At 66.0% G+C, this 17878-nt stretch carries 19 protein-coding genes and 1 tRNA gene; 9 read left to right on the top strand and 11 right to left on the bottom strand.

All coding sequences use genetic code 11. The annotated features are described in order from the left end of the window. The first annotated feature begins 48 nt into the window (after positions 1-48). Positions 49-1728 (top strand): DUF4185 domain-containing protein, encoded by a 1680-nt coding sequence (locus tag U8D42_RS23705; protein ID WP_322860846.1) that lies wholly within the window; start codon positions 49-51, stop codon positions 1726-1728. A gap of 24 nt (positions 1729-1752) precedes the next feature. Beyond that, complete coding sequence (locus U8D42_RS23700) at positions 1753-2259, top strand: hypothetical protein (protein ID WP_322860847.1); 507 nt, start codon at positions 1753-1755, stop codon at positions 2257-2259. A 279-nt stretch (positions 2260-2538) separates the two neighbouring features. Here the strand turns inward: U8D42_RS23700 and U8D42_RS23695 are convergent, their stop codons facing one another. Continuing rightward, positions 2539-3018, bottom strand: a complete 480-nt coding sequence (locus U8D42_RS23695; protein WP_322860848.1) for a CAP domain-containing protein — start codon at positions 3016-3018, stop codon at positions 2539-2541. Between the two features lie 328 nt (positions 3019-3346). On the opposite strand from U8D42_RS23695, the gene mtf2 reads away from it, so the two are divergent. From mtf2 to U8D42_RS23680, 3 genes are all read left to right on the top strand, one after another. After that, on the top strand, positions 3347-4189 hold the full coding sequence (gene mtf2 / locus U8D42_RS23690) for a fatty-acid O-methyltransferase Mtf2 (protein WP_085241216.1): 843 nt from the start codon (positions 3347-3349) through the stop codon (positions 4187-4189). 443 nt (positions 4190-4632) lie between these two features. Beyond that, a complete protein-coding gene (locus U8D42_RS23685; RefSeq protein ID WP_322860849.1) occupies positions 4633-6570 on the top strand; it encodes an alpha/beta hydrolase in 1938 nt (645 codons plus the stop codon). Then, a complete protein-coding gene (locus tag U8D42_RS23680; RefSeq protein ID WP_322860850.1) occupies positions 6551-7129 on the top strand; it encodes a hypothetical protein in 579 nt (192 codons plus the stop codon). Before U8D42_RS23685 ends, U8D42_RS23680 begins: the two co-directional genes overlap by 20 nt. Before the next feature lie 365 nt (positions 7130-7494). Here the strand turns inward: U8D42_RS23680 and U8D42_RS23675 are convergent. From U8D42_RS23675 to U8D42_RS23665, 3 genes are all read right to left on the bottom strand, one after another. Further along, positions 7495-7584: transfer RNA gene (locus U8D42_RS23675), tRNA-Ser, on the bottom strand. Between the two features lie 29 nt (positions 7585-7613). Then, the gene (locus tag U8D42_RS23670; protein WP_085242551.1) at positions 7614-8072 is read right to left on the bottom strand and encodes a nucleoside deaminase; all 459 of its coding nucleotides are present in this window, start codon (positions 8070-8072) and stop codon (positions 7614-7616) included. A gap of 110 nt (positions 8073-8182) precedes the next feature. Beyond that, a complete protein-coding gene (locus U8D42_RS23665; RefSeq protein WP_085242532.1) occupies positions 8183-8704 on the bottom strand; it encodes a tRNA adenosine deaminase-associated protein in 522 nt (173 codons plus the stop codon). A 128-nt stretch (positions 8705-8832) separates the two neighbouring features. On the opposite strand from U8D42_RS23665, the gene U8D42_RS23660 reads away from it, so the two are divergent. Continuing rightward, positions 8833-9777, top strand: coding sequence for a prephenate dehydrogenase (locus tag U8D42_RS23660; protein ID WP_322860878.1), 945 nt, complete (start codon positions 8833-8835; stop codon positions 9775-9777). Here the strand turns inward: U8D42_RS23660 and U8D42_RS23655 are convergent. The 5 genes from U8D42_RS23655 to U8D42_RS23635 are packed head-to-tail and all read right to left on the bottom strand — an operon-like array spanning position 9740 to position 13789. Continuing rightward, positions 9740-10294 (bottom strand): putative glycolipid-binding domain-containing protein, encoded by a 555-nt coding sequence (locus tag U8D42_RS23655; RefSeq protein ID WP_420845686.1) that lies wholly within the window; start codon positions 10292-10294, stop codon positions 9740-9742. The genes U8D42_RS23660 and U8D42_RS23655 overlap by 38 nt on opposite strands. Before the next feature lie 41 nt (positions 10295-10335). Next, on the bottom strand, positions 10336-11067 hold the full coding sequence (locus tag U8D42_RS23650) for an ABC transporter permease (protein WP_085242550.1): 732 nt from the start codon (positions 11065-11067) through the stop codon (positions 10336-10338). Then, the gene (locus tag U8D42_RS23645) at positions 11064-11750 is read right to left on the bottom strand and encodes an ABC transporter permease (RefSeq protein ID WP_322860851.1); all 687 of its coding nucleotides are present in this window, start codon (positions 11748-11750) and stop codon (positions 11064-11066) included. The genes U8D42_RS23650 and U8D42_RS23645 overlap by 4 nt, the downstream gene beginning before the upstream one ends. Before the next feature lie 3 nt (positions 11751-11753). Further along, the gene (locus U8D42_RS23640; protein WP_322860852.1) at positions 11754-12845 is read right to left on the bottom strand and encodes an ABC transporter ATP-binding protein; all 1092 of its coding nucleotides are present in this window, start codon (positions 12843-12845) and stop codon (positions 11754-11756) included. After that, on the bottom strand, positions 12842-13789 hold the full coding sequence (locus tag U8D42_RS23635; protein ID WP_322860853.1) for an ABC transporter substrate-binding protein: 948 nt from the start codon (positions 13787-13789) through the stop codon (positions 12842-12844). Before U8D42_RS23635 ends, U8D42_RS23640 begins: the two co-directional genes overlap by 4 nt. A gap of 100 nt (positions 13790-13889) precedes the next feature. Between U8D42_RS23635 and U8D42_RS23630 the strand changes: the two genes are divergently transcribed. After that, positions 13890-14243: a LapA family protein gene (locus U8D42_RS23630; protein WP_322860854.1), complete on the top strand. Its 354-nt coding sequence runs from the start codon at positions 13890-13892 to the stop codon at positions 14241-14243. A 6-nt stretch (positions 14244-14249) separates the two neighbouring features. On the opposite strand, the gene U8D42_RS23625 is transcribed toward U8D42_RS23630, so the two are convergent. Next, the gene (locus tag U8D42_RS23625) at positions 14250-15296 is read right to left on the bottom strand and encodes a phosphotransferase family protein (RefSeq protein ID WP_085242525.1); all 1047 of its coding nucleotides are present in this window, start codon (positions 15294-15296) and stop codon (positions 14250-14252) included. Between the two features lie 9 nt (positions 15297-15305). Beyond that, positions 15306-15914: a histidine phosphatase family protein gene (locus U8D42_RS23620; RefSeq protein WP_085242524.1), complete on the bottom strand. Its 609-nt coding sequence runs from the start codon at positions 15912-15914 to the stop codon at positions 15306-15308. Positions 15915-16060: 146 nt separating this feature from the next. Between U8D42_RS23620 and U8D42_RS23615 the strand changes: the two genes are divergently transcribed. Further along, positions 16061-17107 carry a phosphotransferase family protein gene (locus U8D42_RS23615; RefSeq protein WP_322860855.1) on the top strand — a complete coding sequence of 349 codons (1047 nt, stop codon included), beginning with the start codon at positions 16061-16063 and terminating at the stop codon, positions 17105-17107. 1 nt (position 17108) lies between these two features. Continuing rightward, positions 17109-17873, top strand: coding sequence for an SDR family NAD(P)-dependent oxidoreductase (locus U8D42_RS23610; RefSeq protein WP_322860856.1), 765 nt, complete (start codon positions 17109-17111; stop codon positions 17871-17873). The last annotated feature ends 5 nt before the right edge of the window (positions 17874-17878 follow it).

Here is a 17878-nt window from a genome sequence, read left to right as displayed (position 1 = left end):
AATGCCCTTTTTGCGGTAGTAGGGTTGACCCGCGGGAAGGGGGCGGCGATGACTCTGACTCATCTGAGCGAGCCGGAGCTGATCGCCTCGGCCGGGGGCGACCCCTGGGCGATCAACCGGAGCCTGCAAGCGGGTAGCCCATTTCAAATCTCACGCCTGGCTGAGACGTTTTATGCCGCGGGCCGACACACCGCCGAAGCCGACCATGCCTTCCAGATTGCCCAGCAGCGCTTCCGCGAGTCGTGGAACCACCAGAACGGCGACAACCCGATCAACGACTCCGCGGAAGTGCAGCGGTTGACGAAATCCCTTGGCGCCCAATCGGAGCAACTGCCCAAGATCGGCGCAGACTTGGAGAACATCGCCGGCGCCTTGGCCGATGCGCAGAAGCAGGGTGCCGCCGAGATCGCCACCTTAGAGCATCAGTTGCATTGGCTCGACGAGCTTTATGGCGCCGCGCAAGCGGATCTGCGGGATCCCAGCCTTCCGCCGAAGGAGGTAGCAAAGCTGCGCATGATCATGGAAGCCGCCCACGCCGACGCCGTGGACGACGTCCGCGACGCGGTGAAACAGATGAACTCCATCCGCAACGGCTACTCGGATACCTTGCACAAAGCGCTGGGCTCGTTGCACAGCGAGGGCTACGACCCACCCGCCGCCGTCGACGACACCATGGAGCGTCCGTTGCGGGGTGAGGTGCGAGACCTCGGGCCGATCGCCGGTACCGGTGCCGTGCCCGGCATACCGGGGATCGGCGCGGCAGATCTTGGCGAGGTCGTCGAGGTGCCGGGAGAGAACGGGCAGCCCACGAAATTTCTTGCGATCTTCGGCGATTCATTCACCGGCGATAAGGCCTACGACGGCAAGCACTACCCGTCTGTTGCTGTACCGGTCACCTTCGATGCACAGGGGCGTCCGCACTTCGGTCCGCCGCTGACCGGGGACGACAAGAGCACCAGTGTTCTGTTCCCGCCGCCGCCCGAAGCAGGGAAAACCGACACTTTGCCTGCCGGGAGTATCCGGATGCGAGACGGCACCACGTACATGATGGTGGCGGGCACCGACAACCTGAATCCCACCGGGGGGTCCTGGCTCGTCAAGGCCACCGGCAACCCCGCAGAAGGTTGGAAACCGATCGACAAGTCTTGGCGTCCCTGGACGCCAAATCTGCCGAATCCGAATGATCCCGTTCCCCCGGGCACCCACCCGGGAACAAGCTTGGCGAGCCAGCCCACCCAGATCAGCGGCTTTCAGGCCAAAGACGGCAAGGTGTACATCGCGGCTAACTCTTTCGACCGCAGCCAGGGCGTCACGATGTACCGAGTTGATGCTGACCAAGTCACCGACCGCGGTAAATGGCAACCGTGGAACGGATCCGGATGGGGCAATGCAGGAGAAGTCGCAACGGTGCCTGTTAGCCAAACACCCTTTGGTGAAATCAGTTTCCGGGACGTCAGCGGCAAGGCGGTGCTTTCGGGATTTAATCAAGGAACGGGGAATGTCGAAGTTCGCGTGGCGGACGACCCCACGAAAGTGCTCAGCGTTGGACCGACCGTTGTTGCACAGCAGAGCAATCATGAGGGGGCTAATTTCTTGCCACAGAATTACGGTGGATTTATCATGCCTGGATCTACGCTCGATCACCTGAATTTGCTTGTAAGTCAGTGGAATACGACAGCGAACACTCCGTATAACACTCGAGAATTTCAGGTCAGTGCGACTCGGTGAATGATAGGATGACAGGATCATAATATGATTTATAAGACACCGGCGGTTGCCGCAGCAATTCTGAGCGCACTCTTGACCAGCTGCAGTGCGCACGCCGACACGCCTACATTTCCGGACATCAACAACTTTACGAAAGTAAATGTAGAAGATTACACGATAGGGCTCCCCAATACGGGCCGAACCCCTCTCAATACCGTGTATTTTCTTACGCCAGACGGTATAACGTGCGACTTTTTTTCCGGTCAGGCTCAATGCACCGGCAACAATTTTCCCGGTATCCCGCCTGCTGCCGAACCAGGCACTGTGAACGCGATCGGAACGACCTCCGGCTTGGTGCAGTCCGGCAATCCCATCGCGCCCAACGGTCAGGTTTACGGGCATCCACTGAAAACGCTACCGCCTTTCCACTCCATCACTGTGGATGGCGTGATTTGCGGGGTGGATAACTCCGGCACCACCGCGTGCAAAGACGCGCAAGGTCGCGGATTTGTGCTGTCCCCACACGGCTCCGGTTGGCTGCCCCATGTGTAGACGCCGCCTGAGCGCATTTGATTGGCAGCATCCCGCCACCGTCACCGACACTTCATCCGTTGCCCCTCGGCAGGTTTGCACTCTTCGGGCATGGATTATCGGCCCATCGTCGCCGATCTCGAGGCCGATTCGTGCTTGTGAGACGTACTGACACCCGCGGTCATCATGAGGACCGCGACGACAGCGAGCCGCGCGAACCGAGACACCGACCAACCGACGCCGCGGGCCGACCCTGCGTCGCTGGTCTGGTCGAGCAACGAATGTCCGGCAGAGCAAGGGCTAGGAAGCCGCGAAATCACCCACCACGGTCATCTTGTTGCCATCCCAGGCGGTGGCGAAGCCGGCCGCGGTGAAGGCGCAATTCATGATGATCCCTCGGTGCGGAGGGCTTTGCATCCACGAGTCGAGGGCCTGGGTGGGATTCGCGGCTGAGCCGGTGCCCCAGAAGACAATCTCACCCGTGGCGGGGGCCCGGGTGTAGCCGGCTTCTGCGATGCGCGTCCGCGGCGAAGACCCGTCGGAACCGATATGGCCGCTTAAACCGGTGCGCAACATATCGTCGGCGTGCCACTGCGCCGCCACCCTCAAACGCGGGTCGTCTGTGAGCGGCCCGCAAGGTTGGCGAAGCCCGTTGACGCCGCTGTACAGGACAGCGACCGAATCGTCTGCGTGCGCCACGAATTCAGCGGCCGTGCCCACAGCCACCATGAGGACACAGCAAGACGAGAAGATGGCGGCGATCGCGACTTTGTTCGTCATGTGGCCTCTTACTGCGCGCCGTGCAGTTGTCCGTGAGGCAATGCTATCCACCTTCGGCCGGGACTGCCGGGAATCACAACCCATTCGCTGCAGGGAAGGTCCCCATCGGGCGGCCGAGCGCATCCACCGGCCCCCTCTGGTACGGGGTCGGCCTCGCTCGTGACGGGCGGCGGCCCACTCAGGGCCGAACACCTTTGGTGCACTTTTGAACCCATCCAGAAAACGGTGGCACCGCACTCAAGAACGGCCGCCGGTCTGGCGGAAGCCGGGTTAAGTCGATCGCGCTGAATCCGATCAGGATCAAGCTGGCTTTTGCTATGCTCCGGCCATGGCGCTGCAGGGTCAACAGCGCGGCTTTCGCCGCCTCCTGTGGGATAAGGCCAGCGCGAAGTACGCGCAGTATATTCACGAGTACTTTTATCAGAAGTTTTTCTACCGCTACTTAACACGCAAGCTGTCCGTCAATGACGTTGTGTTCCTCAATTACGGTTATGAAGAAGATCCACCAATGGGCGTTCCGCTGGCGCCCTCCGACGAACCGAACCGGTATTTCATCCAGCTTTATCACCGCACGGCAACTCAGGTCGACCTCCGCGGTAAGGACGTGCTGGAGGTCGGTTGCGGTCACGGCGGCGGAGCCTCCTACCTCACCCGCACCCTGCACCCAGCGTCATACACGGGACTGGATTTGAATCCGGCCGGTGTGGCCTTTTGCCGGGAAAGGCACAATCTTGCCGGCCTGAAGTTCGTGGAAGGTGACGCCGAGAACCTGCCTTTCCCGGACGAATCGTTCGACGCGGTGATCAACATCGAATCCTCACACCTCTACGCGCAGTTTCCCCGATTCCTCTCCGAGGTTGTACGTGTGCTGCGCCCCGGCGGGCATTTCCTCTACGCCGATTTCCGCCTCACCGCGGGCACTGCCACCTGGGAAGCAGAATTAGCCGAGGCGCCGATGCGGATTCTTTCGCAGCGGATGATCAATTCAGAGGTCATGCGCGGGATGGAGAAGAACTCACAGTGGTGGATGGCGGTGGTCAACGCACTTGTGCCGGCCTTCGCGCGCAGCTTCGCCGTCACCCGTGGGTACCAATTTGTATGGAATACGTACCAGGGCCTGCAAAGCGGCGGACCTATGGAATACCGGATGTACTGCTTCGCCAAGGCGTGAGGCCGGTGATCTAGCGGCCGTCGCGGAGTTGGTGGGACGTGCGGCAATGACACGCCCGCCGCCTCGGCCGTCTTCTCGCGCGAGATTCCGTGCTCGAATCCCTCGCGGATGAGCTGGCGCAGCTCTTCGTCAGCCTCGTCGAGCGCCGCGCGTCTACGTTGCCGCAGTTTGGCTGCACGACGAATGGGTGCCGATGGGCGAGAGCAGGACGACCTACATCATTCGATCAAAGTCAAAATCCGAAATCGTCAACATAGCGCAGACTGCGTGACATTAGCCCCAACCGTGATCTAATGCTCCTCGCGATGATGGTTCGCGGAACACGAATCGAACAGGTCGGGACGGCATCAGTGACTTGACCGCTGGAACCACAGCAGTACGGTTACATCGACCCAGAAGGGGGCGACCGTGTTCGTCAGTGCTGGCCGGCCGCAGCCGATGCGATGCAGCTTGCAAACCTGAGCGAAGCAGAATTAATCGCGGGGGCCGGCGGTGATCCGTGGGCAGTCAATGACAGCCTGCAGGCTGGCAGCCCGTATGAGATCTCTCGTCTAGCTGGGGCCTTTCATGACGCTGGCCGGTGCACGGAGGAGGCGGAACACGCTTTCCAGTTCGCCCGCAGCCGATTTGACGCCGCGTGGAACCACCAGAATGGCGACCACCCGATCAACGACTCGGCCGAGGTTCAGCGGGTGGTCAAATCGCTTGGCGCGCAGTCCCTTCAGCTGCCCAAGATCGGGGCTGATCTGGAAAACATCGCAGCTGCGTTGGCCGAGGCGCAAAAAGCCGGAAGCCAGGTCATCGCTGCGCTGGAGCGTCAGCTGCAATTGCTCGACAAACTAATCGGCGCAGCGAAGAAGGATTTGGACGATCCCACACTTGACGCACACAGCCGGTCTCAACTGCAATCGTTGATCAACGACGCCAAGGCCGATGCCGTCGATGAAACACGAGATGCTCTCAACCAGGTGAATTCCATCCGCAACGGATACTCGGCAACGCTGGAGTCGGCACTGGGGAATCTACGCACCGATGGCTTTGCCCCGGAGGATCTCGAGCAAGCGGACGCAGATCCTCAAATCCCGCCGCCGAATACGAAGCCAGAGGACGTGAACCGGTGGTGGACATCCCTGACACCCGAACAACGCCAGAGGTTCATCGCTGAGCACCCCGACAAGATCGGCAACCTCAACGGCGTCCCAGTCCTCGCCCGCAGTGACGCCAACATTTCAGTGATGAACCAAGACCTCAGCCGCGTGCGCGACATCGCCAACCGCAGCGGGGTCTCAGTCGACGATGTCCTCCGTGACCCCGGGAAATACGGACTGTCCGACACCGACATCACCCGCTACCACAACGCCGACGAGACCAAGCAGGGCCTCGACCACGACTCTGATCACGGCCATAACCCTGTCTACCTCTTCGCATACGATCCCACGGCATTCGGAGGCAAGGGACGCGCTGCGGTCTGCATCGGCAACCCCGACACGGCCAAGAACACCGCCGTGATCGTCCCCGGCACCAGCAGCAGCGTCAAAGGCGGCTGGCTGCACGAGGGCCACAACGACGCACTGAACCTCTACGGACAAGCTAACGCCGCCGACCCGAACAACCCCACGGCGGTGATTGCGTGGATGGGCTATGACGCTCCTAACGACTTCAAAGACCTCCAACGCATCTCGACACCCATGCTCGCCCGCACCGGCAGCGAGGCGCTGACGCAAGATGTGAACGGCCTGTGGGCTACGCACCTAGGCGGCGGCCAACACGTCACGGTGCTGGGCCACTCTTACGGCTCGACGACGGTCGCGGATGCCTTCGCCATGCACAATATGCACGCAAACGACGCGGTGCTCATCGGCTGCCCCGGAACCGACATGGCCCACAGCGCTGCCGACTTCCACCTCGATGGCGGCCACGTTTATGTGGGAGCGGCGTCCACCGACCCGATCAGTCTGATCGGCGAATCAAATGGTCTGAGCAAGTCCATATTTGGAGGAGACATCGGTGGCCAGTGGCTCGGCACGGACCCGGGCCTGGGGGTCGATCCGGCCGCCGACGGCTTCGGATCGGTTCGGTTCCGCGCGGAAGTACCCGGTTCTGACGGCATCAACGCCCGGCACGACCATTCGCAGTACTACAACCTCGGAGGCGAGGCGCTACACAGTATGGCCGACATCGCCTCGGGTCATGGCGATGCACTGCAAGCCGACGGGATGACGGCGGGGCATCGTCATCAGCCGGGCGTGCAGATCAATATTCCCGGGCTCGGGCCGGTCAATGTAGGCCCCCAGACGCCGGCATTTGTCGACCCGGAGTGGGACCGCTCACCTGGATCCGTTACCAGCGATCATTACTTCGATGCTGAACACCACCACTGAGTCCCCAGGCAGGGGGCCGCAGAAAGCGGGGCTTGCTGCCCTCGCACTCATCGTCATGCTGTTGGGAGGGTGTGCACTGGTGATGAACAAACCGCATTCTTCGGGTCCATCGACAAATCCATTCGATGATTCAGCCCACCCACTCACCGATGACCAGACCATGGCACAAGTCATCGAACCCGCCAAACAAATCGTGGCCATCGCCAATCTTCAAGGCGTGGACGGCGGATTCTCCTTCGCCTCGTGCAACGATCAGGGCGATCCCCCTTATCAAGGCAGGGTCACCATCGGGTTTTTGCTGCAGGGAGACCCCGACAGCTACTTCCAGCACGTCCGCGATGCAATGCGCGCAAACGGCTGGAACGATGGCGCCCCGCCAGGACAGCACCTCCACGGCACCACCCTCAATAAAGACGGTGTCACCGCCAACTTGGGGTACATACCTTCGGACCACAGCCGAGGGCAGATTCTCCTGTATGGAGAATGTCGCGATCCGAACGACCACCACCACGACCCCGGGGCCGGCGTTGATATCACCAGCCAGTTAACCGGGCGATGACGCTTCGGGTCGTGCTCCGCCACGGCAGAATCGGCGCTCGAAGTCTTGCAGCACGCGAATGAGTCAGCTGGCCGCGCGTCCGCAGTGGCTCGACTCCATGCGGGACCGCCGCCCGGTGGCTTCGTCGGCGGCGTGGGCGAGAATGCCTGCAGCTGGGGCTCCACGGGGTACTGGCCGCCGGCCGGCGAGGCTGGGCCCGGCTAGGCAGCGCTGAGCGAATGCTCCGGGGAAGCGACCGTCGCTGCGACGCTTTGTGCCAGACATTCACGCAGGAATGCGCTCAAAGTGTGCTCACGAGGCGGCCGCGGTGGCGCCCAGCGAACAGAAAAACAGGCTGTCTAGCTACGCGAACGCGCTGACAGCTTTGGCGGTGGCGGAGGGATTTGAACCCTCGGACGGTGTTAGCCGTCACACGCTTTCGAGGCGTGCTCCTTAGGCCGCTCGGACACGCCACCGCCGAGCAGCTTACCTAACCGTGAGCCCCTCACCCCAATCGCTGGCGGGCGAAGAAGGCCTCCAGCGGTGCGGCGCACTCTTCGGCGAGCACGCCGCCGCGTACTTGCGGCCGATGGTTGAGCCGCCGATCGCGGACCACGTCCCATAGGGATCCGACCGCTCCGGTCTTGGGTTCCCACGCGCCGAACACGAGCCGGCCGATGCGGGCCAGGACCAGTGCGCCGGCGCACATGGTGCACGGTTCGACGGTGACCGCGAGAGTGGCGCCCTCCAGCCGCCAGCCGTCGCCGAGGACGCCGGCGGCCGCGCGCAGCGCCAGGATCTCGGCGTGCGCCGTGGGATCGCCCAGAGCTTCCCGGGCATTCACCGCGCGGGCCAGTTCGGTTCCGTCGGCCCCGACGACCACCGCACCGATGGGCACGTCGCGGGGACCCGCCGTCGCCGCGACCGACAACGCGGCACGGATCAGGTCTTCGTCACCGATCACCGACCGGGCCTGATGGCGGCGACCCGCATCGCCCGGCTTCGCCGCGCTCGCGATCACCGACCGGGCCTGATGGCGGCGACCCGCATCGCCCGGCTTCGCCGCGCTCGCGATCACCGACCGATGCGGTCGATCACGGCCGACAGCTGGTCGGCGAAGCCCATCTCCCGGGCGATGCGGCCAAGCTGCTCGTCCGCGTACAGGTCGGCCTCGTCGAGGATCACGCCCAGCACCGCCTCGGGCAGGCCGATGTCGGCCAACAACCCGAGGTCGCCCTCCTCGAAAGGATCCGAATCCTCCAGATCCTCGGGGTCGATGTCGGCGTCAAGCTTGTCCAGCACTTCGGCGGCGATGTCGTAGTCCAACGCGGCGGTGGCGTCCGACAACAGCAGCCGCGTGCCCGACGGCGCCGGGCGCACGATCACGAAGAACTCGTCGTCCACGTCCAGCAGCCCGAACACCGCGCCGGCGCTGCGCAGCTCCCGCAGCTCCGTCTCGGCGGCCTTGAGGCTCATCAGCGATTTCCGGGCCATCGGGGAACACCGCCACTGGCCCTCTTCGCGCACGACCGCTACGCCGAAACCGTCCGGCGTATCCGCGGACGGGCCTTGGGCTGGGGCCCGTTGTGCTCCCATGGCCGCTTACGGTAGTCGCAGACGAGGCCCCCTGACCAGATGGAGCGAAACGCGGCAACGTCTGACCGCACCGCGCCGCCGGGTTGTGCCAACCTTGGTCTGTGGCTAGCCCCGTTTCTCAACCACCGGTGTGCGTGCTCGGGCTGGGCCTGATCGGCGGCTCGATCATGCGGGCCGCCGAGGCGGCGGGCCGGGAGGTGTTCGGCTACAACCGGTCGGTGGAAGGTGCACGCGGAGCCGCCGCCGACGGTTTCGACGCCAGCACCGACCTGACGGTCACGTTGACCCGCGCAGCCGAAACCGGCGCGCTGATCGTCCTGGCGGTGCCCATGCCGGCGATGGCCGGCATGCTCGCCCACGTGGGCGAACTGGCCCCGAACTGTCCGTTGACCGACGTCACCAGCGTCAAACGGGCGGTGCTCGACGAGGTCGTCGCGGCCGGTCTGCAGGAACGTTTCGTCGGTGGTCACCCGATGACCGGCACCGCTCATTCGGGCTGGGGCGCGGGCAACCCCGGCCTGTTCACCAGGGCGCCGTGGGTGGTCAGCGTGGACGACCACGTCGACCCGGCGGTGTGGTCGATGGTGATGACGCTGGCGCTGGATTGCGGCGCGGTGGTGGTGCCGGCCAAGTCCGACGACCACGACGCCGCGGCGGCCGCCATCTCACACCTGCCGCACCTGCTCGCCGAGGCCCTGGCGGTCATCGCCGGGGAGGTCCCGCTGGCCTTCGCGCTGGCCGCCGGATCTTTCCGCGACGGCACCAGGGTGGCCGCCACCGCCCCCGACCTGGTGCGCGCGATGTGTGAGGGCAACTCCGACCAGCTGGTGCCGGCCGCCGACCGGGTCATCGAGCTGCTGAGCCGGGCCCGTGAATCCCTGGTCGGGAACAATTCGGTGGCCGAACTCGTCGAGGCCGGGCACGCCGCCCGGACGCGCTACGACAACTTCCCGCGTTCCGAGATTTTCCACGTCGTCATCGGCGCCGAGAACTGGCGCGAGGAGCTGGCCGCCGCCGGCCGGGCGGGCGGGGTGATCAGATCCGCTCTGCCAAGCCTGGATAGTCGACGATGAACCCCTCTTCGTCGACGCTCACGACGGTATCGGCGACCGGGGAGCGCAGCTTGATGCCGTCGAGGCCGCCCGAGCTGCTGTAGCTCACGACGTCCGCGGTGATGGACATGTCAGGCAGATTGACATAGACCACCGGCAGTGTGACCGAGTCCGGCCTTTCGTGGAGGCCGAGCCGGCGGATCGGCAACGCGTTGAAGAACGGGCTGAACACCACGTCGCAGTCGAGGGCTCCGTTGTACCCCGCCCGGTGCTCGCCCTGATGGTCGGTGACCAGCCACATGTTCTCTTCATCACGGGCGATGGAGATCACACGTTCCCGCTCGGCCAGCGTGACGGTCATGCCGAGCCGCTTGGTGGCACCGGTCTCGTCGGTCTGCAAGTCGTAGTACGCGCCGAACGCCGGATTGGTTGCGGTGGCGGCGGCCACGATGCGGCCATTGGCCTTGATTCTCTTGCCGGACACCTGAATTCGTACCGATTCCATCCGCGATACGTCCTGTGCACGCCAGGTGAGCATCGCCTGCCATACGCGCCGACTCGAATCAGAGGAATCTGTGTTCACTCATCTACCGTAATCGTGCCCGTCGACGGTCGGGTACCTGCCCGGCGCTCGCGCCGGCCGGCGGCCATGCGCAGGCGGTCGCCGCCCGGCACCGATGCCCACACCGCCAACGCCAGCAGCCCGTCGAGCGCGAGCGCCAACGCGGCCACCATGAAGGCGCCGACCAGGGCGAGGTGAAATTCGCGTTCCTTGATTCCGTCGATCAGGTATCTGCCCAGCCCGCCGAGACTCGCGTAGGCCGCGACCGTCGCGGTGGCGACCACCTGCAGCGTGGCGCTGCGCAACCCGCCCAGGATCAACGGCAGCGCGTTGCGCGCCTCCACCCGGAGCACCTGAGCCTCCGTCATTCCCATCGCGCGGGCGGCGTCGACCACGGCCGGCTCGACGTTGGCGATCCCCGCATACGTGCCGGCCAGCAGCGCCGGGACACCCAGCAGCATCAGGGCGACCAGTGGCGGCCCAACGCCGAGCCCGAACAGCAGCGTTCCGAGCAGCAGCACGCCCAGCGTCGGCAGGGCGCGCAACCCGTTGACCGCGCCCACCACCAGCAGGGTGCCGCGGCCGGTGTGCCCGATGATCAGCCCGGCGGGAATGGCGATCAGGGCCGAGGCGCCCACCGCGAGCGCCGTGTACTCGAGATGCTCCAAGACCCGCGCCGCCAGCCCGACCGGACCCGTCCAGTTCTCGGCGGTCAACAGGAAGGCGACGGCGCCCTGCACGAAGTTCATCGCGCGCCGCCCACGATCGGGGCCACCACCGACCGTCGGCGCGGCGGGCGCGCGGCCCGCTCCCACGGTGTGACCAGCCGGCCCGCCACCACGATCAACGCGTCGATGACGATCGCCAGCGCGAAGAGCGCGATGATGCCCCCGAGGATCTGGTCGCTCTTGTTGGTCTGGTAGCCCTCGGTGAACCAGGCACCCAGGCCGCCGATGCCGATCACCGAACCCACCGAGACCATCGCGATGTTGGTCACCACCACCACCCGCAGCCCAGCCACCAGAACCGGAACAGACAGCGGCAGTTCGACTTTCAGCATTCGCGTGATCGGCGAGTAGCCGACCGCGGTGGCGGCGTCACGCACCGGGGCCGGCACCGCGTCCAGCGCCTCGAGCACCGCCCGCACCAGCAGCGCCGCGGTGTAGGCGGTCAGCGCGACCATGACGTTGGCCTCGTCGAGGATCCGGGTCCCGATGATCATCGGCAAGACCACGAACAGCGCCAGCGACGGGATGGTGAACACCACGCTCGCGGTGGCCGTCGTCAGCCGTCGCGCAACCGGCGCACGCTGCACCGCCGCGCCCAGTGGGACCGCGATCGCCAGGCCGATCAGCACCGGCACCAACGACAGCCGCAGATGGACGAGAGTCAGCGCCCAGGCGTCATCGAGGTGGGTGAGCAGGTAGTGCATCGCTCAGCCCCGCCGTCGGGCTTCCACCGCGGCCAGCACGTCGCCGGCGAGCACACCGCCGATGACCCTGCCGCCATCGTCGACGGCGATGCCCACCCCCGACGGCGACGACAGCGCCGCGTCCAGCGCGTGGCTGAGGTTGCCGTGGGGACGAAACAGCGAGCCGACGCCGCTCATGCTGTCGGACAACGACGCACCCCCGCGATGCCGGCGCACCCCTTCGGTGTCGATCCAGCCCAGCGGCGCGCCGGCGCCATCCACCACCACCGCCCAGCCATCCGCCGGGCAGATCCTGGACAGGTCATCCGCCGGGATGCGCTGCACGTCGTGCAACGGCAGGCCGGCGGCATCGATGAGTTGCAGCCAGCGGTAGCCCCGGCCCAGGCCGATGAACCTTGCCACGAAATCGTTGGCCGGGCGCGACAGCAACCGCGCCGGGTCGTCGTACTGCTGTAACGACCCGGCCCGGAACACCGCGACCTTGTCGGCGAGCTTGAGCGCTTCGTCGATGTCGTGGGTGACGAACACGATCGTCTTGTGTAATTCGCTTTGCAGCCGCAGGATTTCGTTCTGCAGATCGAGCCGGACGACCGGGTCGACGGCCGAGAACGGCTCGTCCATCAACAGGATGGGCGGGTCGGCGGCCAACGCACGGGCCACGCCGACGCGTTGTTGCTCACCGCCGGACAGCTGCGTGGGGTAGCGGCCGGCGAGCCGGGCGTCCAGCCCGACGCGTTCGAGCACCCCGTAGGCGGCGGCGCGGGCCGACCGCCGAGATTGCCCCTTCAGCACCGGAACCGTTGCGACGTTGTCGATCACCCGAAGGTGCGGCATCAGTCCGGCGTGCTGGATGACGTAGCCGATGCCGAGGCGTAGCCGCACCGGGTCGAGGGTGGACACGTCCACCCCGTCGACGGTGATGACACCGGATGTCGGCTCGATCATGCGGTTGATCATGCGCAGCGCCGTGGTCTTTCCGCTGCCAGACGAACCGACGAAGACGGTCAACTCCCCGCTCGGGACCGTCAGGCTCAACCGGTCCACCGCGGTGGTTCCGTCGGCGAAGGCCTTGCTCACTTCGTCGAAGACGATCATTGGCCGACCGGATGATTGAAGCCGTTGTCCCGCAGCCATTTCCGCGCGGCCTGATCTGGATCGACGCCGGAGTTCCCCGCCACCGCGGCGTTGAGTCCGGCCACCCCGGCGGTGGTCAGCCTCGCCGACACGGCGTCCAGCACCTCCTTGAGCCGGTCCGACTTCTTCTGCGAGTTCAGCAGCGGCACGATGTTGCCGGCCAAGAAGTTGTGCGCGGGGTCGTCGAGCACCACCAAGTGATTCTGCGGGATGGCCGGTGACGTGGTGAAAACGTTTGCGGCGTTGACCCTTCCCTCCACCAGGGCGCGCACCGTCACCGCGCCGCCGCCGTCGTCGATGGCGACGAAGTTGCCGGGCCTGATGTCGAGTCCGTACTTCTGCCGCAGACCCGGCAGTCCGGCCGGCCGGGTCGCGAACGCCGAGGGCGCGCCGAACCTCACATCCGCCGAATAGGCCGCCAAATCGGCGATCGTCTTCAGCTTCCAGGCATTAGCCGTGTCACCGGTCACGGTCACGGTGTCGGTGTCGGACGCCGGCGACGGAGTCAGGATCGCCAAGTCCCCGGGAAGTTTGCGGTCGAGTTCCAACTCGACGGCGTCCAGTATGGTCGCCGTCGACTCGGGCGCGAAGTACAGCAGCAGGTTGCCGATGTACTCGGGCACCAGGTCGATGGAATGGTCTTTGAGCGCGGGAATATAGGTCTCCCGGCTGCCGATCCCCATCCGCCGGCCCACGTCGAAACCGTTGGCCTGCAATGCTTGTGCGTAGATCTCGGCGATGATCTGAGATTCCGGGAAGTCACCCGACCCCACCACGATGGATTTGGGGCTGCTGACCGCGCCGCCCAGCGGGTCGGAGCTGCTGCACGCCGCGAGAACGCAGATCGCCGTGAGCCACACCGCCGTTTGGATGCTCGCGCGGTGCGCGCGCGACGGCATCGTCATACCGCCGACACTAACGGCAGAATCGCGCGGGCGCCGGGACCCGGCAGGCCGGTTGCGCGGTTTGGTTTCATTCCTCGCCCGATGGGACCAAGATGACACTATGAGCAGCCACACCCCTGCCTCGCCCAGCCAGCCGCCCGCCAAACCCGCCGCGGCGCCCACACCGGGCACCGCGCCCAAGGAACCGGCGATCGGGTTCACCCGCGCCGGTGCGCTGTGGTCGTCCCTGATCGGCGGCTTCCTGATCCTGATTCTGTTGCTGATCTTCATCACCCAGAACACGGCGGAGACCCCCTTTACGTTCTTGGGCTGGCACTGGCGCCTGCCGCTGGGGGTGGCCATTTTGCTGGCGGCGGTGGTCGGCGGCCTGATCACGGTGGCCGTCGGCACCGCGCGGATATTGCAGCTGCGCCGGGCGGCCAAGAAGCACCACGCGGCGGCGCGTAAGGGTTAGCGCGCCTCAGCCGGGCAGCTTGGCCAGCTCGGCCAGCCCGCGGGAGATCAGCGGCGCCACGACCTCCGGCATGTGGTCGGTGTCCATCCCGCGGGCCTGGTCGGACATCCGCCTGCGAAAGTCGATGCCCGCGGCGATGATCGCGAGCTTGAAGTAGGCCAGCGCCATGTAGAACTCCCAATGCGCCAGCGGCAGGCCGGCGACCAACGAATACCGGTCGGCCAGCTCGTCGGCCGTCGGCAGCAGCGGCGAGGTCCAGGCGGCCTGGGCGTTGACGATCAGGTCCAGCGCGGGGTCGCGGTACACGCACATCAGGGCCGCGTCGGACAGCGGGTCGCCGAGGGTGGACAGCTCCCAGTCGACGACGGCGCGCACCTTCGTCGGGTCGTCGGCGTCCAGGATGGTGTTGTCGATCCGGTAGTCGCCGTGCACGATCGACGTGCGGCTCTGCTGGGGAATGGTTTCCTGCAAGCCGGAATGGAGACGTTCGACGTCGGCGTCGCGGCGGTCGTCGGGCAGCCGCACCAACGCCCACTGCGAGCCCCACCGCCGCACCTGGCGCTCCAGGTAACCGCTGGGCTTGCCGAAATCGGACAGGCCGACGGCCGCCGGGTCGACGTTGTGCAGGTCGACGAGGACCCGGATCAGCGAGTCGACGCAGCCCTCGATGACGGTGTGGCTGAAGGCTTCCAGCTGCGCGCGGCGGCGCACCACCTGGCCGGCGACGAATTCGACGATCTGGAACGGGGCGCCCAGCACGGATTCGTCCTCGCACAGCGCGATCGCGCGCGCCACCGGTACAGGTGTGTCCCGCAGCGCGGCGACCACCCGGTACTCGCGCGCCATGTCGTGCGCCGACGGGGTCAGCCCGTGCAGCGGCGGGCGCCGCACCAGCCAGCTGGTCGCGTCGTCGTAGACCCGGAACGTCAGATTGGAGCGGCCACCGGAGATGAACTCCGCGCGCAACTCACCGTCGCGCCCGATGCCCAGCGAACGCAGGTAGGCGTCCAGCGAGGCCAGGTCCAGCCCTTCGAGTTGGTCAGCTGAAGTCACCGGACTTGTTTACCACCTCTGATTTCGCGGCAGCAGGTCCCACACGTGCTCGACCCCGTTGACCCCCGCCACCGTCGCCTGACCGGATCGGGAGAACAGCAACCGGGTGATCGACGCGTAGTCGACCGGAAACGACAACAGCCGGGACGTCCCCAGAATCTGGTGCAGCAGGACGTTGATCACCCCGCCGTGGCTGAACACCGCGACGGTGTCCTCGGGTTCGGCGGCGACGACGAGGTCGTCGACGGCCGCGCGCACCCGCGCCAGGAACGCGTCCTCGTCGACCGCGCTGGGCAGGTGCCCTTGGGCCAGGCGCGCCCACTCCTCGGGCATTTCCTCGCGGATCTGCTCGACGGGGATGTACAGGGGAAGGTCACGGTCGTATTCGGCGAATCGCTCGTCGATCTCCACCGTGAGTTCCCGCGCCGTCGCGACGGGTTGGGCGGTCTGGATGGCGCGCCGCTGGGGGCTGCTCACCACCCGGGAGATCGGAAAGCGGTCGAGCGCCCTGGGTAGCCGCTCGATCTGCGCCAGTCCCTCGTCCGACAGGTCGGGATCGGAACCCTCGCCGTGTTCGCTGCGCAGCGGCAGCGCGTGCCGGACCAGAAGCAATTGCATGTGTTGGTTCCTGTCTGTGCGGGGCGCGACGTGTTCATTCAAAGCACGCGGACCGGCCGCCGCAAAATGCGGGCGCACGCGGGAGCCGAAAGGTCGGCGGTCCGTCGGGAGAATGCTATTCTCCGCACAGAGAGCGGGGTGTGCGAATGACGACGGTAGACCAGTCCCAACTGGATGCGGGCATGCTCGGTCGCTGGCTGGATGCGAACGACGCACCGGGAAGCGGCGAAGAACCGCGGCTGCAACAGCTCAAGGGCGGTTCGCAGAACACGCTGTACCTGCTCGAGCGCGGCGGCGAGCGGATGGTGCTGCGAATGCCCGGTGCCCGCGCCGACGCCGCCCGCATCGACGGCTTGCTGCGCGAGATCCGGCTGGTGCGAGCGCTGTCCGGCACCGACGTCCCGCACGCGGCGCTGATCGCGGCCGACGACACCGGCACCGTCCTCGGGATGCCCTTCTATGTCATGCAGGCCATCGACGGCTGGAGCCCGATGGACGGCGGGTGGCAACCGCCGTTCGACACCGAATTGAACGCCCGCCGCGGGCTGGCCTTCGAACTCGTCGAGGGCGCGGCCAAGCTGGGCCGGGTGGATTGGCGCGCCCAAGGGCTGGAGGGCTTCGGCCGCCCGGACGGATTCCACGACCGGCAGGTCGATCGCTGGCTGGCGTTCCTGAGCGCCTACCAGGTGCGCGAGCTGCCCGGCCTGGACGAGGCCGCGGCTTGGCTGCGCGACAACCGGCCCGCGCAGTACCGACCGGGCATCATGCACGGCGACTACCAATTCGCCAACGTGATGTTCGCCCACGGCGCGCCGGCGCGGCTCGCCGCGATCGTGGACTGGGAGATGACGACGGTCGGCGATCCGCTGCTGGACCTGGCGTGGTGCCTGCTCGGCTACGACGGTGAAGAGCCGCGCGCCGACGGGTTCTATCTGGACATGAGCGGCATGCCCCGCCGAAGCGAATTGCTGGCGCACTACGAGACGGTCAGCGGGCTGTCGACCGAGAACATCGACTACTACCTGGTGCTGGCCAATTGGAAGCTCGGCATCGTGCTGGAAAAGACTTACGCTGCGGGGGTGCGCACCAGAAAGGTCGACCCCAAGATCCAGGACGCCTTCGGGACGATGATCCCGCAGCTGATTGCGACCGCGGCCGAGCTCGCGCGCTCGCTGCCCTCCGGGGGCCACTGAAATGGGTTACGCCGACCAGCTTTTCGATCTCACCGACCGAGTCGTGCTGGTCACCGGCGGCAGCCGCGGACTGGGCCGCGAGATGGCGTTCGCCGCCGCGCGCTGCGGCGCCGACGTCGTGATCGCCAGCCGCAACATGGACAACTGCGTGACCACCGCCAAGGAGATCGAAGCCGAAACCGGTCGCTCCGCCATGCCGTATCAGGTGCACGTCGGTCGCTGGGATCAGCTCGACGGGCTGGTCGAGGCCACCTATGACCGCTTCGGCAAGGTCGACACGCTGATCAACAACGCCGGGATGTCACCGCTGTACGACAAGCTGACCGATGTCACCGAGAAGTTGTTCGACGCGGTGGTCAACCTGAACCTCAAGGGGCCGTTCCGGTTGTCGGCCTTGGTGGGCGAGCGGATGGTGGCGGCCGGACGCGGGTCGATCATCAACGTGAGCACGGCCGGATCGCTGCGCCCCACGCCCGACATCATCCCCTACGCCGCCGCCAAGGCCGGGCTCAACGCGATGACCGAGGCGCTGGCGAAGGCCTACGGGCCGGCCGTGCGGGTCAACACACTGATGGCCGGACCGTTTCTGACCGATGTGAGCAAGGCCTGGAACCTCGAGGCGGCCGAGGGCAAGCCGTTCGGGCACCTGGCACTGCAGCGCGCCGGGGATCCGGCCGAAATCGTCGGCGCGGCATTATTTTTGGCATCCGACGCGTCCAGTTTCACCACCGGCTCGATCCTGCGCGCCGACGGCGGAATTCCGTGACGCGG

It is taken from the genome of Mycobacterium europaeum (assembly GCF_034555895.2).
Classification (GTDB): domain Bacteria; phylum Actinomycetota; class Actinomycetes; order Mycobacteriales; family Mycobacteriaceae; genus Mycobacterium; species Mycobacterium europaeum.
Note: the sequence above shows the minus strand (reverse complement) of the source record. Positions and strands in the feature narration are given on the sequence as shown.